At 68.1% G+C, this 20,587-nt stretch carries 19 protein-coding genes, 2 tRNA genes and 1 pseudogene; 9 read left to right on the plus strand and 13 right to left on the minus strand.

Annotated elements, in window-relative coordinates:
* Nucleotides 1-20: 20 nt before the first annotated feature.
* A pseudogene (locus B7R24_RS17925) lies at nucleotides 21-947 on the minus strand (pyridoxal phosphate-dependent decarboxylase family protein); the annotation flags it as partial.
* Between the two features lie 284 nt (nucleotides 948-1,231).
* On the opposite strand from B7R24_RS17925, the gene B7R24_RS01285 reads away from it, so the two are divergent.
* Nucleotides 1,232-1,321: transfer RNA gene (locus B7R24_RS01285), tRNA-Ser, on the plus strand.
* Nucleotides 1,322-1,422: 101 nt separating this feature from the next.
* On the opposite strand, the gene pgi is transcribed toward B7R24_RS01285, so the two are convergent.
* From pgi to B7R24_RS01300, 3 genes are all read right to left on the minus strand, one after another.
* Nucleotides 1,423-3,159 carry a glucose-6-phosphate isomerase gene (gene pgi / locus B7R24_RS01290; RefSeq protein ID WP_116417151.1) on the minus strand — a complete coding sequence of 579 codons (1,737 nt, stop codon included), beginning with the start codon at nucleotides 3,157-3,159 and terminating at the stop codon, nucleotides 1,423-1,425.
* Between the two features lie 83 nt (nucleotides 3,160-3,242).
* On the minus strand, nucleotides 3,243-4,115 hold the full coding sequence (locus B7R24_RS01295) for an alpha/beta fold hydrolase (RefSeq protein WP_253259201.1): 873 nt from the start codon (nucleotides 4,113-4,115) through the stop codon (nucleotides 3,243-3,245).
* Nucleotides 4,116-4,126: 11 nt separating this feature from the next.
* Nucleotides 4,127-4,681 (minus strand): dihydrofolate reductase family protein, encoded by a 555-nt coding sequence (locus tag B7R24_RS01300; RefSeq protein ID WP_116417153.1) that lies wholly within the window; start codon nucleotides 4,679-4,681, stop codon nucleotides 4,127-4,129.
* Between the two features lie 116 nt (nucleotides 4,682-4,797).
* On the opposite strand from B7R24_RS01300, the gene B7R24_RS01305 reads away from it, so the two are divergent.
* The gene (locus B7R24_RS01305; protein ID WP_116417154.1) at nucleotides 4,798-6,030 is read left to right on the plus strand and encodes a D-alanyl-D-alanine carboxypeptidase family protein; all 1,233 of its coding nucleotides are present in this window, start codon (nucleotides 4,798-4,800) and stop codon (nucleotides 6,028-6,030) included.
* Here the strand turns inward: B7R24_RS01305 and B7R24_RS01310 are convergent.
* Both B7R24_RS01310 and B7R24_RS01315 read right to left on the minus strand, forming a co-directional pair.
* Complete coding sequence (locus tag B7R24_RS01310; RefSeq protein ID WP_437123492.1) at nucleotides 6,002-6,661, minus strand: methylated-DNA--[protein]-cysteine S-methyltransferase; 660 nt, start codon at nucleotides 6,659-6,661, stop codon at nucleotides 6,002-6,004. The genes B7R24_RS01305 and B7R24_RS01310 overlap by 29 nt on opposite strands.
* Complete coding sequence (locus B7R24_RS01315; RefSeq protein ID WP_116417155.1) at nucleotides 6,658-7,212, minus strand: RNA polymerase sigma factor; 555 nt, start codon at nucleotides 7,210-7,212, stop codon at nucleotides 6,658-6,660. Before B7R24_RS01315 ends, B7R24_RS01310 begins: the two co-directional genes overlap by 4 nt.
* A gap of 269 nt (nucleotides 7,213-7,481) precedes the next feature.
* Between B7R24_RS01315 and B7R24_RS01320 the strand changes: the two genes are divergently transcribed.
* Nucleotides 7,482-10,127 (plus strand): ExeM/NucH family extracellular endonuclease, encoded by a 2,646-nt coding sequence (locus B7R24_RS01320; protein WP_116417156.1) that lies wholly within the window; start codon nucleotides 7,482-7,484, stop codon nucleotides 10,125-10,127.
* A 113-nt stretch (nucleotides 10,128-10,240) separates the two neighbouring features.
* Here the strand turns inward: B7R24_RS01320 and B7R24_RS01325 are convergent, their stop codons facing one another.
* Nucleotides 10,241-11,143 carry a phosphatase PAP2 family protein gene (locus B7R24_RS01325; RefSeq protein ID WP_116417157.1) on the minus strand — a complete coding sequence of 301 codons (903 nt, stop codon included), beginning with the start codon at nucleotides 11,141-11,143 and terminating at the stop codon, nucleotides 10,241-10,243.
* Between the two features lie 199 nt (nucleotides 11,144-11,342).
* Between B7R24_RS01325 and B7R24_RS01330 the strand changes: the two genes are divergently transcribed.
* The gene (locus B7R24_RS01330) at nucleotides 11,343-11,591 is read left to right on the plus strand and encodes a hypothetical protein (RefSeq protein WP_116417158.1); all 249 of its coding nucleotides are present in this window, start codon (nucleotides 11,343-11,345) and stop codon (nucleotides 11,589-11,591) included.
* Between the two features lie 54 nt (nucleotides 11,592-11,645).
* Here B7R24_RS01330 and B7R24_RS01335 read toward each other — a convergent pair whose 3' ends face one another.
* From B7R24_RS01335 to B7R24_RS01350, 4 genes are all read right to left on the minus strand, one after another.
* The gene (locus B7R24_RS01335; protein WP_116417159.1) at nucleotides 11,646-12,665 is read right to left on the minus strand and encodes an NAD-dependent epimerase/dehydratase family protein; all 1,020 of its coding nucleotides are present in this window, start codon (nucleotides 12,663-12,665) and stop codon (nucleotides 11,646-11,648) included.
* A gap of 153 nt (nucleotides 12,666-12,818) precedes the next feature.
* Nucleotides 12,819-13,472, minus strand: coding sequence for an FMN-dependent NADH-azoreductase (locus tag B7R24_RS01340; RefSeq protein ID WP_116417160.1), 654 nt, complete (start codon nucleotides 13,470-13,472; stop codon nucleotides 12,819-12,821).
* Between the two features lie 127 nt (nucleotides 13,473-13,599).
* On the minus strand, nucleotides 13,600-14,367 hold the full coding sequence (locus tag B7R24_RS01345) for a VOC family protein (RefSeq protein ID WP_116417161.1): 768 nt from the start codon (nucleotides 14,365-14,367) through the stop codon (nucleotides 13,600-13,602).
* A gap of 154 nt (nucleotides 14,368-14,521) precedes the next feature.
* Complete coding sequence (locus tag B7R24_RS01350) at nucleotides 14,522-14,983, minus strand: Lrp/AsnC family transcriptional regulator (RefSeq protein WP_116417315.1); 462 nt, start codon at nucleotides 14,981-14,983, stop codon at nucleotides 14,522-14,524.
* Between the two features lie 150 nt (nucleotides 14,984-15,133).
* Here B7R24_RS01350 and ald point away from each other — a divergent pair, with 150 nt between their 5' ends.
* The gene (gene ald, locus B7R24_RS01355) at nucleotides 15,134-16,252 is read left to right on the plus strand and encodes an alanine dehydrogenase (protein ID WP_116417162.1); all 1,119 of its coding nucleotides are present in this window, start codon (nucleotides 15,134-15,136) and stop codon (nucleotides 16,250-16,252) included.
* A gap of 41 nt (nucleotides 16,253-16,293) precedes the next feature.
* Here ald and B7R24_RS01360 read toward each other — a convergent pair whose 3' ends face one another.
* The gene (locus tag B7R24_RS01360) at nucleotides 16,294-16,890 is read right to left on the minus strand and encodes a TetR/AcrR family transcriptional regulator (RefSeq protein WP_116417163.1); all 597 of its coding nucleotides are present in this window, start codon (nucleotides 16,888-16,890) and stop codon (nucleotides 16,294-16,296) included.
* A gap of 86 nt (nucleotides 16,891-16,976) precedes the next feature.
* Between B7R24_RS01360 and B7R24_RS01365 the strand changes: the two genes are divergently transcribed.
* On the plus strand, nucleotides 16,977-17,732 hold the full coding sequence (locus tag B7R24_RS01365; RefSeq protein ID WP_116417164.1) for an SDR family NAD(P)-dependent oxidoreductase: 756 nt from the start codon (nucleotides 16,977-16,979) through the stop codon (nucleotides 17,730-17,732).
* A gap of 54 nt (nucleotides 17,733-17,786) precedes the next feature.
* Nucleotides 17,787-17,863: transfer RNA gene (locus B7R24_RS01370), tRNA-Arg, on the plus strand.
* 49 nt (nucleotides 17,864-17,912) lie between these two features.
* Here the strand turns inward: B7R24_RS01370 and B7R24_RS01375 are convergent.
* Nucleotides 17,913-19,052: an NAD(P)/FAD-dependent oxidoreductase gene (locus B7R24_RS01375; protein ID WP_116417165.1), complete on the minus strand. Its 1,140-nt coding sequence runs from the start codon at nucleotides 19,050-19,052 to the stop codon at nucleotides 17,913-17,915.
* Between the two features lie 42 nt (nucleotides 19,053-19,094).
* Here B7R24_RS01375 and B7R24_RS01380 point away from each other — a divergent pair, with 42 nt between their 5' ends.
* Nucleotides 19,095-19,451 carry an MmcQ/YjbR family DNA-binding protein gene (locus B7R24_RS01380; RefSeq protein ID WP_116417166.1) on the plus strand — a complete coding sequence of 119 codons (357 nt, stop codon included), beginning with the start codon at nucleotides 19,095-19,097 and terminating at the stop codon, nucleotides 19,449-19,451.
* Nucleotides 19,452-19,540: 89 nt separating this feature from the next.
* The gene (locus tag B7R24_RS01385) at nucleotides 19,541-20,548 is read left to right on the plus strand and encodes an aldo/keto reductase (RefSeq protein WP_116417316.1); all 1,008 of its coding nucleotides are present in this window, start codon (nucleotides 19,541-19,543) and stop codon (nucleotides 20,546-20,548) included.
* The last annotated feature ends 39 nt before the right edge of the window (nucleotides 20,549-20,587 follow it).

The following is a 20,587-nucleotide window of genomic DNA, read 5'->3' on the forward strand; positions in this document are numbered from 1 at the left end:
TCGACGCCGGGCAGCTCGACGAGCCCTTCCGCGAGTGCGCGGGCCGTCGTCGCGAGGCGGTCGACCATGGCGATCGTGCCTTCGGTTCCCAGGGAGCGGAGCGCGGCCCAGACTGTGGTCGCCCGGGCCCGCCTGGACATCTCGGGAACCCGCTCGAACGGATCGGTCGACCCGGCGGCATCCTGAATCAGATAGCTCGTATGGGTGCCGAACGCCGAGCGGAGAACCTCGGGGTGCGCCACGATCGCCACGCCGCAGTCATAGGGAACGTTGAGCGTCTTATGCGCATCCGTCGCCTAGGAATCGGCGAGCGTCATGCCCTTCGCGAGACCGCCGAGGCGCTCGCTGATGCCGGCCCAGAGCCCGAAGGCACCGTCGATATGAACCCAGGCACCGTGCTCGTGGGCGAGGGAGATGGCCTCCTCGAAGGGATCGAAGGCTCCCGAATGGAGGTTCCCCGCCTGCAGGCAGACGATGACGGGGCCCCCGACGCTCTGCAGTGCGGTATCGAGGGAACGGGCATCCATTCGCCCCTGTTCGTCTGCCTCCACGACCACCGGGGTTCCGAGGGCGAGGTAGCGAAGCGCCAGGTCGACGGAGGCGTGCCGCTCGGCACCGACGATCACGGTGATGCGGGGAGCGCCGGTGAGTCCGTGGGCGTTAAGGTCGTAGCCGACATCGGCGAGAACCTTCTCACGGCCGCAGGCGAGGCCGACGAAGTTCGCCATGGTGGCGCCGGTGGTGGAGCCGACGCCACAGTCGGCCGGAAAGCCGAAGAGGTCGATCAGCCATCGGGCTGCGGTCTCTTCGATGGCGGCGGTCGCGGGGGTCGCGTAGCGCATGGCCGAGTTCTGGTCCCAGGCGCTGACCAGGCAGTCTGCGGCGAGCGCCGCGGGCAGGGTGCCGCCGATCACCCAGCCGTAGAACCGGCCGGAGGGCATGGCCATGAGGCCCGGTTCGACCAGCCGCGCCAGCTCGTCGATCACTTCGGAGGGGTCGAGAGGGCCCGCCTGCAGGGGCCCGGCGAAGTCGGCCGACAGGTCAGCGACATTCCTCCGTGGCCCGATGGGCCGGTCGGGCACCGATTCGAGCCAGGCGAGTGCATGCTCTTGAGCGCGGCTGAGCGCGGGTTCGAAGTAGTCTCCGTCGATGGACACGGTTAGACAGTAGAACTGCGGGCGCGTCGGGCGCCAGTGTCACTTTCGGCTATGATTGCCGAGGCAACACGTATGGAGCTGTCGCATAGTTCGGCCTAGTGCACCACCCTGCTAAGGTGGAGTGGGCGTCAAGCCCACCGTGGGTTCAAATCCCACCGGCTCCGCACTTCTGGCTTCGGCCACGAAAAACCCCCTCCGGTCCAGGCCGTCGAGGGGGTTTCCTCGTTGGTCGCGCGCTATCCGCAGCCAGCGCCGACCGCGAGCCTCAGCTGCTGGCGTTCCGCAGCTCGAGGTACTTCGCGATCAGCGAGGCGGTCGAGGAGTCCTGCTCGGCAAGCGCCTTCTCGTCACCACCGACGGCCGGCGTGACCTGCAGGGCGAGCTGCTTGCCGAGCTCCACACCCCATTGGTCGAACGAGTCGATGCCCCAGATCGTGCCCTCGGTGAACACGATGTGCTCGTAGAGCGCGATGAGCTGCCCGACGACGCTCGGCGTGAGCGCGGGGGCCAGGATCGACGTGGTGGGCCGGTTGCCGCTGAACACCCGCGCGGGAACGACCGACTCCGCCGTACCCTCGGCACGTACTTCGTCGGCCGTCTTGCCGAAGGCCAGCGCCTTGGTCTGTGCGAAGAAGTTCGCCATGAACAGGTCGTGCACATCCTGGCCCGGTGCCACGGCACCGCCGTCACCGGTCTCATCCTTCAGCGGGTGCGCCGGGTTCGCGATTGCGATGAAGTCCGCGGGAATGAGCCGGGTGCCCTGGTGGATCAGCTGGTAGAACGCGTGCTGGCCGTTCGTTCCGGGCTCTCCCCAGAAGACCTCGCCCGTGTCGCCGGTCACGGGCGACCCGTCCCACTTCACGGTCTTACCGTTCGACTCCATCGTGAGCTGCTGAAGGTAGGCAGGAAACCGGTGCAGGTACTGCGCGTACGGAAGCACCGCATGGCTCTGCGCCTTCAGGAAGTTCGAGTACCAGACGTTCAGCAGCCCCATCAGCACGGGCACATTCTGCTCGAGCGGGGTCGTTCGCATGTGCTCGTCGATGGCGTGGAAGCCGGCGAGGAACTCCTTCCAGCGCGCGGGCCCGACGGCGATGACCACGGAGGTGCCGATCGCCGAGTCGACCGAGTAACGGCCTCCCACCCAGTCCCAGAACCCGAACGCGTTCTTCGGGTCGATGCCGAACGCCGCGACCTTGTCGAGTGCGGTCGACACGGCGACGAAGTGTTTCGCAACGGCGTTCGTGCGGTCGTCCTCGCTGTCGCCGATGGCTCCGGATGCCCCGAGCCGCTCCCAGAGCCACTGGCGCGCCAGGCGCGCATTGGTCAGCGTCTCGAGGGTGCCGAAGGTCTTCGATGCGACGATGAAGAGCGTGGTCTCGGGGTCGAGGTCGGCGGTCTTCTCGTAGATGTCGCTCGGATCGATGTTCGACACGAAACGGCACTGGAGGCCCGCCTGAACGTACGGCTTCAGTGCCTCGTATACCATCACCGGCCCGAGGTCGGAGCCACCGATGCCGATGTTGACCACGGTCTCGATGCGCTTGCCCGTGACCCCGGTCCACTGACCCGACCGCACGTCGTCGGCGAAGGCGTAGACACGGTCGAGCACCTCGTGCACCCCGGCATCGATGTTCTCCCCGTCCACCTCGAAGCCCTCGGGCGGAACCAGCCCGTCGGCCCCCTTCGGACGGCGGAGGGCGGTGTGCAGAACCGCGCGGCCCTCGGTGACGTTGATGTGTTCGCCAGCGATCATGGCCTGGTAGCGACCGGCGACGCCGGCATCCTGGGCCAGCTGCAGCAGGTGACCGAGCACTTCTTCGGTGAGGAACGACTTCGACAGGTCGACGGTGAGGTCGGCGGCCTGGAATGTGTAGCGCTCGGCGCGTGTGGCGTCGTCGGCGAACCAGGCGCGGAGGTCCGGCGTGAAACCCTCGGCGATGCCGGCGAGCTGTTTCCAGGCCTCGGTCGCTGTGGAATCGATGGGAACGGATTCTGACACTGGGCTCTCCCTCTGCGCGGCTGCCGCCCTGTCGCGTGCGGCCCCCTCAAGGGTATTACGCCCGGGCTGCGCTGCGACTCCAGTCAGCCCCGCGCCAGCATCCAGGCGACCACGTCGTCGGTGATCTCGCCGCGGTTCGTCTCGTTGAAGATCTCGTGGCGGGCGCCGGGGTAGACCGTCAGCGTCACATCTCTCACGCCCGCCTCGGTGTAGCGGCCGGCGAGAATCCCGACGAGCTGGCCGTGGCCCGAGAGCGGGTCGTCTTCTCCCGAGACCACGAGAATGGGCAGGTCTGAACGGATGCCCGCCAGCGCGTCGGGGTCGGCCAGCCGTTCGGCAGCGCTGAAGAGCTGCGGAACGGTGTCGTCAGCGAGGTCGAACCCGCTGAGCGGATCGGCGACGTAGGCATCCACCTCCGCCTCATCGCGGCTGAGCCATTCGTAACCGGTGCGGTTCTGGAACGCCGCATTGAATGCCGTGAGCTCCACCGGGCCGTCGCCCGCCGACTCGGCGAGGGCTCCGGCCAGCACGTCGAGCGCGGTCGAACCGGAGAGCACGACACCGTCGTACAGCTCGGAATCATCGAGCAGCACCTCCTGCGCCGCGAACGACCCCATCGAGTGGGCCACCAGGTAGAGCGGGAGCCCGGGGTGCGACGCGCGGATCGCTCGGCCGAACTGCACCATGTCGGCGACCAGCCCCGGCCAGGCGCCGACGCCAAAGGCCCCGAGCGGTGTCGCGTCGTCGATCGAGCCTCCGTGACCCCGGTGATCGTTTGCGTACACCTCGTAGCCCGCTGCGTTCAGGTCGAGGGCGAGCCGGTCGTAGCGCGCGGCGTGCTCTGCGACGCCATGGGCCAGCTGCACGACGCCGCGCGGCGGCTCGGCGTCGGTACTCCAGTGGGAGGTCGCAATGCGCAGGCCGTCAGCCTCCGAGACGAACGCGGACGATTTCATGGACATTCTCTCTACTCGGTGGGGCGGAGCGCATAGGTCAGCACGGCGTTCCCCTTGCTCGTGATGTTCGACCGCAGGAGTTCGAGCCGCGTTGTCGCATCCGTCTTCTCGAAGAGGTGCTGGCCCGAACCCGCGACCACCGGATGGATCATCAGAGTCAGTTCGTCGAGCAACCCGCCGAAGAGCAGCTGGCGCACGAGCGAAATACTCGAGAACACCGAGATGTCGCCCCCCTCGGTCTGCTTCAGTTCGGTGAGGAAGGTGCTCAGGTCGCCGTCGATGAGGGTCGCGTTCTGCCAGGTGAGCGGGCCGCTGAGCGTTCTCGAGGCCACGAACTTCTCGATCGGATTGATGAACGCACCGAACGGGTCGTCGGCGGGGGCGCTGGGCCAGTAGTCCGACCACTGCTCGTACCCGATTCTGCCGAGCACCGCCGTCTGCACGGAGCCCATCATGGCTCCCATCTGTGCACCGAGTTGCTCGTCGAAGCTGTCGAACTGCCAGAGGTTGGGTGACTCGACGACTCCATCGACAGACATGAAAAGCCCGGCGGTGAGTTTGCGCATGAGGTGTCTCCTTCGACAGCTGCGGTGGTGTCTTCCAGCATGCCGCAGGATGGTGCCGCGGCGAAAGGCGGCGCCGCTGACGGATGCTCGCCAGCTGTGCCGCGTAACATGACGCTGTGCCCCCGACCCGCCGACAGCTCGTTGTTCGCCGGAGCGTCGCCCTGATCATCCTGTTGCTCGTCGTGGTCGCGGGAATCTACGTTCCCGTGGTGCTGACGGCGCCCCTGCCGGCCGCAGCCGAGACGCTCGACCTGCCCGCGATCGAGGCGCAGCCCGCTGCGGTGGTCGCAACCCCCGCCCAGGGCTCGAGTGCGATCGCGCTGCAGGGGTCGACCGAGCTGTTGGCCACAAGCGGAGAGACGGGGTCGGTCCCCATCGCCAGTGTCACGAAGATTCTCACGGCTCTGGTCGTGCTCGACGCCAAGCCGCTGACCCTCGATGACAACGGCCCGAGCATCACCATGAGCGCCACGGACCTCGGCTTCCTCGACTCGACGCGGGCCGTCGGTGGGTCGTACGTCCTCGTCAACGTGGGGCAGGTGCTGACCGAACGGCAGGTCATCGACATCATGCTGCTCGAATCAGCCAACAACTACAGCGAGACCCTTGTCACCTGGGCCTTTGGATCGATCCCGAACTACCTGATCGCCGCGCAGGCATATATCCAGGCACACGGCCTCACCGGCACGAGCGTCGTCGATTCGAGCGGACTCGATCCCCGAAGTGTGAGCACGACCACCGATCTGCTCACGCTGGCCTCCCTTGCCCTCGACCACCCCGTGCTCGCCGCAGTGGTCTCGACGAAGACCGAGAACATCGCGGATCTCGACCAGCTCGACAACACCAATACGCTGCTCGGAACCGACGGCATCGATGGCCTCAAGACGGGAACCACCGACGAGGCGGGGTCATGCCTGCTGTTTTCCGCCGAGTTCACCGTGCCCGGGTCATCGACGCCGCAGAGCATCGTCGGCGTGGTGCTGGGAGCGGCGACCTCCGAGTCCGCGCGGCAGTCGGTGAGCGCGCTGCTCGACAGTACGAAGGCCGGGTTTAACGACGTCGTGCTCGCGTCTGCCGGCCAGGTGGTCGGCAGCTATACGACGGCCTGGGGGGCGGCGCAAACGATCGTCGTGACTCAGGATGTCTCCACGGTTCTGTTCTCGAACGCCCCCGTGAGCGTGAGGGCCGACCCGGCGGCCCTCGCCGGCACGGAGGCGGGAACACCTGCGGGCGAGCTGCGCCTCACCGCGGGCGCGTCGGACGTCACGGTTCCGCTCGCCCTGGCGGGCGAGCTTCCAGGGCCCGACCCGTGGTGGCGACTCACACACCCGGGCGAGCTGCTGGGCTGACGCCGGCGCCCGCCGACTCGAGTTCGAGCAGTGCCGCCTTCGCCGCGAGACCGCCGATGTAACCGCCGAGACTGCCATCGGAGCGCAACACCCGGTGGCACGGCACGACCACGGGCAGCGGATTGGTGGCGCACGCCGATCCCACCGCGCGCACCGCCTGCGGGTTGCCGACCAGTGCAGCGACCTCTTTGTAGGTCTCGGTGCTCCCGTAGGCGATGTCGGGCAGGTGCTGTTGCACGAGCCGGCGGAATCCACTCGAAAGCGAGGGATCGAGGGGCACGTCGAACGCCCGGCGGGTACCGGCGAAGTACTGCTCGAGTTCTGCGGCTACGGTGTCGAGTCGCCGAGGCGCCCGGAGGATGCGCGCGCTGATCCTCTGCGAAAGCGTCTCCAGCACGGCATCGTGGTCTTCGACGGCGTAGGCGACACGAACCAGCCCCCTGTCGCTGGCGGCGAGGAGCAGTGAGCCGACGGGGGAGTCGACCGTGGTGTATGCCAGATCGAGCATATGTGCGTCCTGGGCCCGTCGCTCGAGGAGGAGATGCAGCTCGGTGATCGATGCCTCGAGTTCCGCGAGCTCGTCGGTGCTGGGCGCCAGAAGATCGAGATTCTCTGCAGCGGGGTCGTTCACGGTTTCTGGCCTTTCGTTCGGGATGACGGATGACCGCCGGACTGTTCATGCGAGTAGACCCGTCGCAGGGCCTTCACCCCGTCGGAGGAGGCACGGCGTGCGGCCTCGACCGACCCGCCCAGCAGCTCGGCGACTTCGGCGAACGGCAGCCCGCCGAGGTAGTGGTAGGCGACGGCCTGTCTCTGCTTGTCGGGGAGGGCGCCGACGGCCTGCCAGAGCGCGACCCGGTCGTGCGGGTCGGTGCTGTCGTCGCCGGCTCCACCGGTGAGAGCGCTGCTGCCGACCGATACCCGTTCCGGCAGCTCCCCGACCGCAACGGGTTGCCGGCCCCGCTGCCGGGTGACGTCGATCGCCTTGCGGTGGGCGATGGTCACCAGCCACGCTTCGACGTTCGCGTCGGGCGGCAGCTCAGGGTAGGCCTTCAGTGCAGAGAGGAATGTCTCCGACCATGCGTCGTCGGCGTCGTGCACCCCGAGTACCGCACGGCAAACCCTCAGCACGGTGGTGCCGTGCGCGGCGACGATCTTCTCGAAGGGCTGTTTCGTGTTCATCACTGGGTAGACGCTCACCTTGATCGAAACGTGAGGTCAACCGTAGCGGTGATCCTGTGAGCACTCACACCGTTATGAAATCGTGACCCGCGAACGGGGGGTGGCAAATCGCCGGAATGACGCGGATGTTCGACCGCCGTGAACGACTCGGTGAACATCTCGGGTCGAGAACGACTCCGTCGGTCATGCACAGGACACCTGGATTTTGCAGGCTGGTCGAAGCGCCGCGTCAGCAGCGCGCACGAATCCGAGATCGAGGAGATCCGCCGATGCATCCACTCACTCTGAAGAGGGCGAAGGTCTCGCTCGCCCTGGCGACAGGGCTCGTGCTCGTCGCCACACTACTGACGGCGATCGCCGCGTCGGCGAACACCGCAGGCACGGGAGTGGTGATCAACGAGGCCTACCTCAACGGAGGGAGCGCCGGCGCGACCTACCTGAACAAGTTCATCGAGCTCTACAACCCGACGGATGCTCCCATCGACCTCTCCTCGATGTCGCTGCAGTACCGATCGGCGACCGGTACGGTCAATCCGACCGGGGTCGCGGCCCTGACCGGCTCGATCGCCGCACACGGGCACTACCTCGTTCAGGGCAGCTCGAACGCCGCGAACGGTGCGGCTCTCCCCACGCCCGACGCCACCTTCGGGGCATCGTTCGCCGGGGGTGGGGGCACGCTCTTTCTCGCATCCCAGACCACCGCGCTCACCGCCCCGCCCACCGGGTCTGTGACGGGCACCAGCGGCATCGTCGACCTGCTCGGCTACGGCACGTCGAACACGTTCGAGACGGCACCGGCGAGTGCAGCATCCGTCTCCACCTCGCTCGGCCGCACGAACGCGGCAGACTCCGAGAGCAACGCAGCCGACTTCACGGCCGGCGCCCCCACCCCGCAGAATGCCGCGTCTGACGGCGGCGCGACAACAGGCCCGACGCCGACGCCGACTCCCACACCGACCCCGCCGGCCCCCACGGCCCCGGTCACCATCGCGGCAATCCAGGGCACGACCGACACCAGCCCCCTCGTCGGCCAGACCGTCACGACCCGCGGCTACGTCACAGCGAGCTACCCGACCGGTGGGCTGAACGGCTACTACATCCAGACCGCGGGCACCGGCGGCGGCATCGACCTCGCCTCGCACACCGCATCCGACGCACTCTTCGTCTTCTCCTCGGCGACCGTCGCCCAGGCCACCGTCGGCAGCTACGTCGAGGTGACCGGTTCTGTCTCGGAGTTCGCCGGACTCACCGAGTTGAGCGTCGCCGCCGGTGGGCTCCGGACGCTCAGCGGCACCGACGCGCCGGGCTCCGTTGCACCCGCCCCCGCCGCACTCGTGCTGCCCACCGACGCCGCGAAGCGCGAGACGCTCGAGGGCATGCTGCTCGCGCCGCAGGGCGACTACACCGTCACCGACAACTACGACACGAATTTCTACGGATCGATCGTGCTCGCGGAGGGCGCGACTCCCCTGCAGACGCCGACCGCCGTGGTCGAGCCGGGCAGCGCCGACTACACCGCGCTGGTCGCCTCGAACCTCGCGCGATCCGTCACCCTCGACGACGGATCGAGCCTGAACTTCAACACAGCCGCGAACAAGGCGACCCCACTGCCGTACCTGTCCGTTGCGAACCCCGTGCGCATCGGCGCCGCGACCACGTTCACGAAGCCTGTCGTGCTCGACTACCGCTTCGGCACCTGGAACCTCCAGCCGACGTCGCAGCTGACGGCCGCGAATGCTGCAGCCGTGCAGCCCGCGACCTTCGCGAACACCCGCACCGCGAGCCCCGATGACGTGGGCGGTGACATCACGCTCGCCTCGTTCAACGTGCTGAACTACTTCACAACGACGGGCGATTCGATCACCGGATGCACGTACTACACCGATCGCGACGGAAACCCGAACACCGTGAACAGCGGATGCGACGCCCGCGGCGCGGCGAACGCCGACGACCTGGCGCGCCAGCAGGCGAAGATCGTCTCGGCGATCAACGGGCTGAGCGCCGATGTGGTGTCGCTCGAGGAGATCGAGAACTCGGCCCGCTTCGGCAAGAACCGCGACACCGCGCTCGCCGCCCTCGTTGCGGCACTGAACTCGGCCGCCGGTGCCGGAACGTGGGCCTTCGTGCCCTCGCCCGCCGTGCTTCCGGCATCCGAAGACGTCATTCGCACGGCCTTCATCTACAGGCCCGCGCTGGTTCGTACGGTGGGGGAGTCAGTGATCCTGGATGATCCGGCCTTCGCGAATGCGCGCCAGCCGCTCGCCCAGGCGTTCCAGCTCGCCGCGCTCAAGGCAGGTTCTGACGCGGCCGCCTCCTCCTCGTTCCTCGCGATCGTGAACCACTTCAAGTCGAAGGGTTCCGGCTCCGGAGCCGACGCCGACCAGGGTGACGGGCAGGGAGCATCCACTCTCTCGCGCGTGAACCAGGCGAAGGCGCTCGTCGCCTTCGCCGATGCGCAGAAGGCGGCCACGAAGATCGACCGTGTGCTGCTGAGCGGTGACTTCAACGCCTACCTGAAGGAAGACCCGATCGACGTCATCACGGCGGCGGGCTACACCGACCTGGGCAGCACGACGGGTAAGTCGACCTACGCGTTCGACGGGGCGGTCGGCTCGCTCGACCACATCTTCGCCTCGACCGGGGCGAAGGCAGCGGTCAACGATGTCGACGTGTGGAACATCAACTCGGTCGAGTCGATCGCGCTGGAGTACAGCCGCTTCAACTACAACGCGACCGACTTCTTCCAGCCGAACGCGTTCCGCTCGAGCGATCACGATCCGATTCTGGTCGGGTTGAAGCTGGCGCCCGCACCCACCGATCCGGGTACGCCGGTGCCGCCGAAGTGGGCCGCGCAGCTGCTGTACGAGTTGCTGCTGGCGCTCATCAAGGCGCTCTTCGGTCCGCATCACCACTAGCCGGCTCCGCCTGAGCTGACTTTGCGCAAAAGCACCCAAGACTCGACGTGTGGGTGCTTTTGCGCAAGATGGGCGGGCCCACAGGGTGTGGTCGAGTCGGTGCCGGCTGTCGGTCAGCGGGTGGGATCGGCCTCCGCCGGGGACTCGCTGGAGTCGGTGCCGGGTGCGGTGGGGTCGGTGCCCGCAGCGGCGTGGTGGGCGCGCAGCCGCCGTGTCGTGAGATACAGCCGGTGCGCGGTGATCACCAGTGCGAGCCAGGCGGCCCCGAGCACCCACCCCGCCAGCACGTCGGTGAACCAGTGGTGCCCGAGAAACACCCGGCTGAGCCCGACCGTCAGCGCGAAGAACCCCGCGGCGACGATCAACAGCACGCGTGCATGGGTGGAGTGCCGGCGCAGAATGAGCAGGTACGCGATGATGCCCGCCACCACGAGTGCGTTCAGGGTGTGGCCGCTCGGGAACGACGGGGAGTACTCGTAGGGCGGCACGGCGTCGGCGAGCGGCGGTCGGACCCGGCCGATCAGGTCTTTTCCGGCGATCGTCATCAGCACCGACCCACCGCCGGCTGCCACGATCAGGATGACCGGGGTCAGGGAACGGCGATGGATCGCCAGGATCAGCAGCGCGACGACTGCGACGATGGGCATGCCGATGGGCCCCGCGATGTCGGTGTAGCCGGTTGCGACCGAATCGACGAGCGGTGAACGCAGCGTGATCGCGTAATTCAGCAGCGGTTGGTCCAGGCCCGAGACGCCGTCGGATTCCGTCACCGCGTCGTAGACCTGCGCGCCCGCGACGCTGAGCAGAATGGCGATGAGAACCCCGACCACGAGTGTGATCACGAGAGCGGCGTTCGGCCCGAGCCGGGTGGTGACACGGTCGGTCTGGCGTGCAAGCAGGCGTCCGGCCGGGGTGTACCAGTGCGTGAGGTCGCGGGTGCCCAAGTAGCGGTCGTCGGCGAGTTCGCCGCGCGGACCCTTTCCGTTGTGGTCGGGCTGCGGGGGGGCGTCAGTCATGGGGTGTCGTTCCGGTCGGTTGCGTTTGTGTGCTGTTCACGGGCCGTTCGTCTTTCGTTCAGATCGAACCCGGCCATCCATTCGACCATGATTGCCTCCAGACCTCGCTATCCACGGAGATTCCGATCATTTCCCGGTCGCTGTGCGGTTCTGAAGAGCCGGCAGAGTCCGGAGAGGTTCGGATGCGATACTTCACGGTATGACGCGTGCGATCCAACCCGAGAACGAGGGGGCCCGCGACGTCTTCGACCCGCCCATCGAGGTACGGGTCGGTGGTCGCACCACCCTCGCGGTGTTCGTGGCGGCGTGGGGGCTGCTGATCGTGTCGGTGCCGCTGTACGCCGCGTTCCTGCTCGGCAACCTGCCCGAGGTGCTCGTCATGGTGTCGAACCTGCAGGTCGCGGCCGCCCAGCGCCGCGCCGCACGGGTGGAGCGCCGCGGGCGCTGATCGCGGGCGCGTTGCGCGGCAGAGAGCCCAGAGAGCGCCCGACCCCGGCTCGGCTCAGCCGCCGAGCGGGCCCGATCCGGGGGTGCGGGAGTTGTGTGCCAACCCCGCCACGATCGAGGCGAGAGCGTCGGTCGACGACACCGTCGGGGTCCAGCCGAGTACCTCGCGGGCGCGGGCGGTCGACATGATCGGAACGTTCGCGGCGATGTCGACCCAGCCGGAGGGTGTCGGCTGCAGGTGCAGTCGCCAGGTCAGCCACACCACGAACTTGGCGGCCAGAAGGCGAACCGGCACGGCCCGCCGCGCGCCGAGCACCTGGGCGATCAGCTGTGGATCGAGCACCGGCTCCGCCGCGATATTGAAGGCACCCGGCGCCCGGCGATCGATCGCACGCCAGAACGCGTCGCCGACATCTGACGCGTGAATGGCCTGGAAGATCATCTGCGCCGGAAGCGGGATGACCGGTGGCCGCACGAACTTCAGCCATCCGGTCGGCAGCAGCCGGCCGAGGAACAGCCCCTTGATCTCGTGACCCGCGCCTTCTTGGAAGACGAGTCCGGGGCGAAAACGGGTGAGCAGAACGTCTGGATTCTCCCGCTCGAACCTGTCGAACGCCCGTTCGTTCACGGCCTTGTGCCGTGCGTAGTGCGAGGTGGGCAGCCCACCGGTGGGCCAGCTCTCGTCGACGCGCTTGTGCTTCGGGCCGGTGCTGTAGGCGCCGACCGACGACGCGGCGAGCACGTGCCCGACTGTCGCCGCGGCGGCGGCCCGTAAGACGTTCGCCGTGCCGGTGACGTTCGTTCGCCACATGGCAGGTTCGTCGTGGCTGGGCTGCAGCGCCCACCCCAGGTGAACGACTGCATCGGCACCGGTGAAGGCGTGGGTCAACTCGGCGACGGCGCTCGGCCCGCCGATGTCGATGCTCTTCCACTGCACGCCGCTGTAGGGAGGCTCCGTCTGGGTGGGCGTGCGCCGGGCGACCCCCACGATCTCGGTGACCCCAGGGGCGTCGGCGAGGCGCCGGAGCGTAGCCGTTCCCAGGTTGCCCGTTGCTCCGACGACGACGATCCTCATGCTGCACCTCTGCCCGCGCGGCTCGTGCCGTCGCCCCTCCATGCTCGCGCTCCCCGGGCCGCCGACCCTAATCTCGCGCGGGGGCTTGCGGACATTCCGCCGAGGTGGGCCGGCAGGCCCGCCGAGGAGGGGCGGGTCCGTAAGCGGCGCGCGTCAGGCGGTGGGGGCGCCCAGGCGGGTGGCGGTGTCGCGGGCGGCGGCGTGGGCCGCGGCGAGTTCGGCGTTGCTGCGATCGAGCTGGGGTGCGAGTGCTTCGACCGTGTCGGCGAGGGTGAGGCTCGTCTGGATGACGGTGATCTCCATGCCGAGAGCCGCGCCGAGGATGAGGCTGAGGGCCGGTACCTCGTGATCCCAGTCGGCGGTCGGGGTTCCGGCGTCGTAGACCGCACCGCGGCTCGAGAGAATGACGGCCGGTTTTCCTTTCATCGGCTGCGTGTCGACGTCGAACGGAGCGGTGACCGCGGGCACGTGGATGTGGTCGATCCATGCCTTCAGCGTCGACGGAAGGGAGTAGTTGTAGAGCGGAGCACCGACGACGAGCACATCGGCGGCGATCAGTTCCTCGAGGAGCTCGGTCTGCAGGGCTTCGGCCTCGGCGGGCGGGTTGGACCCGGCCGGCCTCAATCGGGCGGGCCAGTGCAGCGATGCGTCGGCCAGGTGCGGCACCGGATGCACGTGCAGATCACGGTGGGTGATGGTGTTCGACGGGTCGGCGTTCAGCCAGGCCTCCTCGAACGTGCGCCCGATGGCGCGGGAGCGTGACCGCTCGAGATCGGCGGAGGAATCGAGATGCAGGAGGTGAGCCATGCCTCCCACGTTACCGCCGGGCCGCACCTACCCTCGCGCCGCCCCAGGACCCCGCGCAGCGCTACCCCGAGAGCAAGCGCCCCCCGGCAGCGCTGCCCCGAGACCCCGCCCCCCGGGCAGCGCGCCCTCAGCTCTCGCCTCGCATCACCGCGAACACCCCACCCTGCGGGTCGGCCAGTATCGCCATGCGGCCCACCCCGTCGATGTCGAACGCGGGTGCCAGTACCGTCGCCCCGATCGACTCAGCGAGTCGCGCCGTCTCGTCGGGGTCATTCGCACCGAAGTACACGAGCCAGACGTTCGGTTCGTCGCCCGACTGCTTCGGCATCACCCCGGCAGACGATGTACCGTCGGCGTAGAGCTCGGTGTAGGAGATGTCACCGACCTCCGACGTCTTCGCCTCGACCCCGAGCACGGCCGAGTAGAACGCAGCCGCGGCCGCCGGATCGCCGCTCTGCAGTTCGTGCCAGAGTGGAGCGCCGTGTTCGTTCACGACGGCCGAACCGATGTGGCCCGTCGTCTGCCACACGCCGAATCTCGCTCCCTCGGTGTCGAGGGCGATTGTCATGCGACCCGACCCGGGTATCTCGTCGACAGGAAAGAGCAGGGTTCCGCCGGCTTCGGTGACACGGGCGGCCGCGGCCTCGGCATCGTCTACCGCGATGTAGGTCTGCCAGGAGGTCGGCCCGGCGTCGGGGGTCGGTTGCTGCATGAGCCCGGCGACGTTCTTGCCGCCGATGGTGCTCATGTAATAGGTGGCGTCGCCCGGCATGGGGTAGGCGTCGTAGTTCCAGCCGAACAGCTCGCCGTAGAACGCGCGGGCGCCGTCGACGTCGGTGGTGATGAGATCGATCCAGCACGGAGCGCCCTGCGGGTATTTCTCGACGATGGACATGGGAGTCTGCCTTTCTGATCGCGGGCCGCGCCGGCGGCCACCGGCGTCTGTGGCCCCCACGGTACCCGCGCCGCCGCGGGCCCGACAAGGCTTCGATACACATCTGTGGACAGTGTTCACAATTCCCGTCCCTGTGCAGGACAGAAGAACGTCGTCAGTTCACAAAGTGTTCGAACACGATGCTCGTACGGGTCGAGGCGACCGCCGGATGGGCCGACAGGTTCGACACCACGAACTCCCGCAGGTGGTCGCTGTCGCGCGTCGCCACGTGGATGACGAAGTCCTCAGCCCCGCCCAGGAAGAACAGCTCCACCACCTCGGTAAGCGTGCGGAGCTCGTCGCTGAACGTCGTCAGGGTGCGCCGCGCGCCCGATTTGATGTTCACACTGATCAGGGCCTGCAGGCTGAGTCCGATCGCCGCGGGCGAGATGCGGGCGGTGTACCCCGTGATGACGCCGCGCTCTTCGAGCGACCTCACCCGCGCGATGCATGTCGACTGCGCAATACCGGTCAGCTCGGCCAGACGACTGTTGGGCATCCGGGCCCCTGTTCGCAACAGCTCGACCAGGCGTGCGTCGACGTCGTCGAGAGGGCCGGATACCCGTGGATTGTTCATCGGAACCATGGACTTCTGCCTCCCGCACCGAAGAAAACCGACGGCAATCGCTGATTTGAAACGAATTATTCGGAGTTTACCTCTGTGAAACGAGCTATTCACAGAATTGAACGCACAGACAACCAACGAGTCGCGCGAGAGAAGACGAGCATGCGGGTAGGCATTCCGAGCGAGGTCAAGAACAATGAGGCGCGCGTGGCGATCACGCCGGCCGGAGTGCACGAGCTCGCGCGCCGCGGGCACCGGGTGCTGGTGCAGAGCGGCGCCGGCACCGGGTCGCGCATCACTGACGAGAACTACCTCGACGCCGGTGCAGAGATTCTCGCGACGGCCGACGAGGTATGGGGCGAGGCCGACCTGCTCCTCAAGGTGAAGGAGCCGATCGCGTCGGAGTACGGCCGGATGCGCGCGGGCCAGGTGCTCTTCACCTACCTGCACCTCGCTGCCTCGCGGGAGTGCACCGACGCGCTGCTCGCCTCGGGTACCACCGCCATCGCCTACGAGACCGTGCAGCTCGAGAACCGCAGTCTTCCCCTGCTCTCGCCGATGAGCGAGGTCGCAGGCCGGCTGTCGGTGCAGGTCGGCGGCTACCACCTCATGAGTGCGGCGGGCGGTCGCGGAGTGCTGCTCGGCGGCGTACCCGGAACCTGCAAGGCCAAGGTCGTCGTCATCGGCGGCGGTGTCGCGGGCGAGCACGCCGCGGCCAACGCGCTCGGAATGGGCGCCGACGTCACGGTCATCGACCTGTCGCTGCCCCGCCTGCGCCAGCTCGAAGTGCAGTTCGGCGGGCGCATCCAGACCCGCGCGTCGTCGGCGTACGAGATCGCTCGGCAGGTTCAGGATGCCGATCTCGTTGTGGGTTCGGTGCTGATTCCGGGGGCGGCGGCCCCCAAGCTCGTCACCGACGACATGATCGCCGCCATGAAGCCCGGATCGGTGCTGGTCGACATCGCCATCGACCAGGGCGGCTGCTTCGAGGGCTCGCACCCGACCACGCACGACGACCCCATCTTCGCGGTGCACAACAGCGTCTTCTACTGCGTGGCGAACATGCCGGGGGCCGTTCCCGAGACGTCGACCACGGCGTTGACGAACGCGACGCTGCCCTATGTGCTGACCCTGGCAGACAAGGGCTGGCAGCGCGCCATCACCGACGACGCGGCGCTCGCGCGCGGCCTCAACGTGCACGCCGGCCAGGTGACGAACGCGCTGGTCGCGTCGGCGCTCGGCCTGCCGTTCACCGACCCCGCCGTGGCGGCCGCCGCATAGTGCCGCCCTCCCGGCGCTGACTTGCGCCCTGCCCGCCGCCTCTACGCCGCGAAGGGGAACCATTCGGGCAGCAACCGGCCGTAGATCGCAAGGAACGCCTCGACCTCCCGCGGTTCCGGCGAACGCAGCCACGCCACGATCGCTCCGACCGACCCGTCGGCGATGAGCCGGATCGCCATCTCCGTCTCTAGCGCAGTTGCCTCCCCGCCCGACCGCTCGACCCCGCCGAACACGACGGTGTGCTGCGCCAGCAGCAGCCGAATGGATGCCTCGAAGTGCCCGGCGAGCATCGGATGAAGACTCGCAGGCCCGCTGTTCTCATCCAGCCCCAGCAGATAGACCGCGCGGTGGTGGTCGATGTGCTCCACCACCGCTCGCGTCACCCCACCGATCGCCCCCGCGGCCTCTCTGACCCCCGCGCCCGCGAGGTAGCGGTCGCGCAACTCGTCGAGCTCCTCGCGCAGCACGTCTTCGAGCAGCGCGGTCGGTGACGGAGCGTGCACATAGAGGGTCGAGCGGTTCACTCCCGCCAGAGCCGCCAGCTGCGCGGGCAGGATGCTGCTGGCCGGCTGCTCGGCCGCCAGCGCGAGCACGGCGCCTCGGAGTCTCTCGCGGCTTCGGCGCTGTCGGGCATCCATTCGTCCACTCTATCCAACTAGTGTCGGATAAAAGTGATTGAATGAGGGTAGTCAATCCACCACACCAAGAGAGAAGTGCAGAGATCATGGCAACCTACGATGTCGCAGACCGTTCGGCGATCGTTACCGGAGCCGGTTCGGGAATCGGGCGCGCGATCGCGCTGCAGCTCGCGGTGAGCGGCGCATCCGTTCTCGTCACCGACCTCAACGAAGACGGTGCTAACGCCGTCGTGGCGGAGATCCGCGCCGCGGGCGGCACGGCCGAGGCGTTGACCGGCGATGTCTCCGACCCGGCCTTCTCTGAAGCGGCCGTCGCTGCCGCCAACGCTCTGGCACCCCTGAAGATCGCGGTCAACAACGCCGGTATCGGTGGAATGGCCGCCGACATCGGCGACTACACCGTCGAGAGCTGGCGCAAAGTCATCGAGATCAATCTCAACGCCGTCTTCTACGGCCTGAAGTACCAGCTGCCGGCGATGGCGGCCAACGGTGGTGGCTCGATCATCAACATGGCCTCCGTGCTCGGCAGCGTCGGTATCGCCCAGTCGTCGGCCTACGTGACGGCGAAGCACGGTCTGGTGGGCCTGACGAAGAACGCTGCCCTCGAGTACGGCGCCGCGAAGGTCAGAACGAACGCCGTGGGCCCCGGGTTCATCCACACCCCGCTGGTCGACGCGAATCTCACGGACGAGGCCCAGGAGTTCCTCGCCGCGAAGCACGCCCTCGGCCGCCTCGGCCAGCCCGAAGAGGTCGCCGCGCTGGTGGCATTCCTCGCGAGCGATGCCGCTTCGTTCATCTCCGGCAGCTACCACCTGGTCGACGGCGGGTACGCAGCCCAGTAGCCGGGCGGTGCGCCCGAAGCCCCGCCTGTGGTAACGTTCTCTCTTGTGTGATTTGCGCCCATAGCTCAGCTGGATAGAGCGTCTGACTACGGATCAGAAGGCCGGGGGTTCGAATCCCTCTGGGCGCACCACCCGAAAACCCTCGCCTCGGCGAGGGTTTTCCTGGTTTCACGGGTGCGCCTACAGTCGCGGGCCGGTGCGCGCCACGAGGCGCGCGAAGGCGATGTCGGTGTCAGGCCCGAGACCGGCGGCCGTACCGAGCAGGTCGGCGGCGACCATCCGCCCCAGTGCCGCCGATGTCTGGATGCCGTAGCCGCCCTGCCCGGCCAGCCAGTAGAAGCTCGGGTCATCGGTGTCACGACCCACGACGGGCAGGCCATCGGGGGTCATCGTGCGAAGGCCCGTCCAGGAGCGGCGCGAGGAACCGAGCTCGAGATCGGTGACGGTGTTGATGCGCTGTTTCACGAGTTCGATGATCTCGGGCAGCGGCTGGGCATCCTCGGCGTCGCTCTTCGTGTCTTCGAGCGGCGAGGCCAGGATGTCGCTGCCGATCGACCGGAAGTAGAACGAGTTGCCCACATCGCAGGCCATCGGCCAGCCCGGATCGACCTGCCGTGCCGTCGACGGTGCGACGGTGATGGTGCGGCGGTAGGGCTGGAGCCCCCGCGGCTCCTTGCCGAAGAGCCCGGCGACGGTGTCGGCCCAGGCACCCGCCGCGTTGACCACGACGCGTGCGCTGATGGTGTGCTCGCCCGCCTCGAGCCGCCAGCCGTCGGCGGTCTTCTCGGCCTCGGGGGAGGCCGCCGTCAGGCGCGCCCCGCCGAGCACGGACACCCCATTGGAGCGCAACACCCTCTGGTAGTACGAGAGCAGGGCCGCGACATCCACCTCCTTCGCGTTGTCGTCGAAGGCGGCCGAGGCCAGCGCGTCGGCGCGCAGCGCGGGCAGCCGCTCGACGGCTTCGGCGACAGAGCCCAGCCGGGCATCCGGAACCGAAGCGACGACCTCGTCGGCCTGCTGGTCGCTGCCCCGGAGCCCGCACCAGATGAGCGGGCGGGGGCTCAGGATGCTCGTTCCGAGCGTCTGCTCGATGTCGGGCATGAGCGTGAGACTCGCGGCCGTCAGGGCGCGGATCTCGGCGGGGCCGTAGGAGGGCTGCATCTGAGAGGCGGAACGGCTGCTCGTGTGGTAGCCCAGAGTGTTCTCGCTCTCGAGCAGAAGCACCCGCTGGCTCCGACCGAGCGAAGCGGCGAGCGATTGGCCGGCGATACCGCCGCCGATGATGGCGATGTCGACCTCGTGGTGTGGTGTGGGCGGCATTCTCCCTTTCTAGCACGCCGGTTTTCGGTGCATGATTGCCCCATGAAGAGGGATGCGCTTGTGGCGCTCGCGCTCCGGGTCGCGAATGCGCTGCCCGCTGCTGCCCAGAGCCAGCCGTTCGGCGAGGATGTCGAGGTGTTCAAGGTCGTGGGCAAGGTCTTCGCGCTGGTCGACACCGGCGAGGGGGAGGTGGTCGTGACGCTGAAGTGCGCCCCGCCGCATGCCTCGTCTCTCGTCGAGACGCACGCGAGCATCACGCCCGGCTATCACATGAACAAACAGCACTGGATCTCGCTTGGGGCGGGCGACGACATCGACCCCGTGCTGGTCGAGGATCTGGTGGGTAACTCCTACGACATCGTGGTGTCGCTGCTGCCGCGCGACCGGCGTCCGCTGTAGACGGCGGCGGTGACTGTAGCGTTGACCCGGGAGCCCCCGGACTGTCTGGCAGGTGGGGCCGACACTTCACCGAACGAGAGATGAGCACGATGACGTACTTGGCAGATGAGACGCGCTACGACGCGATGCAGTACCGGCGGGTAGGGAAGAGCGGCCTCAAGCTGCCGGCGCTCTCTCTCGGGCTGTGGCACAACTTCGGTGACACATCGCCGATCGACGTGCAGCGCGACATCGTCCGCCGTGCGTTCGACCTGGGGATCACGCACTTCGACCTCGCGAACAACTACGGCCCTCCGTACGGCTCGGCGGAGACGAACTTCGGGCGCCTGTTCGCCGAAGACCTGGCGCCCTACCGGGACGAGCTCGTCATCTCGTCGAAGGCCGGCTATGACATGTGGCCGGGCCCGTACGGCGAGTGGGGATCGCGCAAGTACATGCTCTCGTCGCTCGACGCGAGCCTCGGCCGCCTCGGACTCGATTACGTGGACATCTTCTACTCGCACCGACCCGACCCCGAGACGCCGATCGAGGAGACAATGGGGGCGCTCGCCACCGCCGTGCAGCAGGGCAAGGCGCTGTACGTCGGTGTCTCGAACTACTCACCCGAGCAGACCGTCGCCGCGCGGGCCGCGCTGGCCGAGCTCGGGGTGCCGCTGTTCATTCACCAGCCGCGGTACTCCCTGCTCGACCGTCGCCCTGAGGAGTCGGGGCTGCTCGACCAGCTCGAGGAGTCCGGTACGGGCGCGATCGTCTTCTCGCCGCTCGAGCAGGGGCTGCTGACGAGCCGCTACCTCGACGGCAACATCCCCGAGACCTCGCGGGCAGCGGTCGGGCACTTCCTTACCCCGGAGAAGGTGCATGACTACCTCGCTATGGCACGCAGCCTCAACGAGATAGCGGATGCCCGGGGTCAGACCCTTGCGCAGCTGGCGCTGACGTGGGTGCTTCGGCGCCCCAGGGTCACGTCGGCGATCGTCGGCGCGAGCTCGGTGCGCCAGCTGGAGCAGAACGTGGCGGCCCTTGCGGGCGCGCCGCTGTCGCCCGAAGAGGAGCAGTCGATCGGCGCGCTCGTCGCGTCGGTGCCGCCGACGCGCTGACGCGTTGCGCGCCGCCCCGAACCCGCCCGCCGGCCCGAT

Source organism: Subtercola boreus (assembly GCF_003399645.1).
In the GTDB taxonomy this organism is placed as follows: Bacteria; Actinomycetota; Actinomycetes; order Actinomycetales; family Microbacteriaceae; genus Subtercola; species Subtercola boreus_A.

Bases quoted from the DNA above. Each gene is read 5' to 3' on its own strand.
- B7R24_RS01295 (WP_253259201.1), bottom strand. From the start codon at position 4,115: ATGAAATCGTCCGCGTTCGTCTCGGAGGCTGACGGCCTGCGCATTGCG.
- B7R24_RS01300 (WP_116417153.1), bottom strand. From the start codon at position 4,681: ATGCGCAAACTCACCGCCGGGCTTTTCATGTCTGTCGATGGAGTCGTC.
- B7R24_RS01315 (WP_116417155.1), bottom strand. From the start codon at position 7,212: ATGAACACGAAACAGCCCTTCGAGAAGATCGTCGCCGCGCACGGCACC.
- B7R24_RS01320 (WP_116417156.1), top strand. From the start codon at position 7,482: ATGCATCCACTCACTCTGAAGAGGGCGAAGGTCTCGCTCGCCCTGGCG.
- B7R24_RS01325 (WP_116417157.1), bottom strand. From the start codon at position 11,143: ATGACTGACGCCCCCCCGCAGCCCGACCACAACGGAAAGGGTCCGCGC.
- B7R24_RS01330 (WP_116417158.1), top strand. From the start codon at position 11,343: ATGACGCGTGCGATCCAACCCGAGAACGAGGGGGCCCGCGACGTCTTC.
- B7R24_RS01335 (WP_116417159.1), bottom strand. From the start codon at position 12,665: ATGAGGATCGTCGTCGTCGGAGCAACGGGCAACCTGGGAACGGCTACG.
- B7R24_RS01340 (WP_116417160.1), bottom strand. From the start codon at position 13,472: ATGGCTCACCTCCTGCATCTCGATTCCTCCGCCGATCTCGAGCGGTCA.
- B7R24_RS01345 (WP_116417161.1), bottom strand. From the start codon at position 14,367: ATGTCCATCGTCGAGAAATACCCGCAGGGCGCTCCGTGCTGGATCGAT.
- B7R24_RS01350 (WP_116417315.1), bottom strand. From the start codon at position 14,983: ATGAACAATCCACGGGTATCCGGCCCTCTCGACGACGTCGACGCACGC.
- ald (WP_116417162.1), top strand. From the start codon at position 15,134: ATGCGGGTAGGCATTCCGAGCGAGGTCAAGAACAATGAGGCGCGCGTG.
- B7R24_RS01360 (WP_116417163.1), bottom strand. From the start codon at position 16,890: ATGGATGCCCGACAGCGCCGAAGCCGCGAGAGACTCCGAGGCGCCGTG.
- B7R24_RS01365 (WP_116417164.1), top strand. From the start codon at position 16,977: ATGGCAACCTACGATGTCGCAGACCGTTCGGCGATCGTTACCGGAGCC.
- B7R24_RS01375 (WP_116417165.1), bottom strand. From the start codon at position 19,052: ATGCCGCCCACACCACACCACGAGGTCGACATCGCCATCATCGGCGGC.
- B7R24_RS01380 (WP_116417166.1), top strand. From the start codon at position 19,095: ATGAAGAGGGATGCGCTTGTGGCGCTCGCGCTCCGGGTCGCGAATGCG.
- B7R24_RS01385 (WP_116417316.1), top strand. From the start codon at position 19,541: ATGACGTACTTGGCAGATGAGACGCGCTACGACGCGATGCAGTACCGG.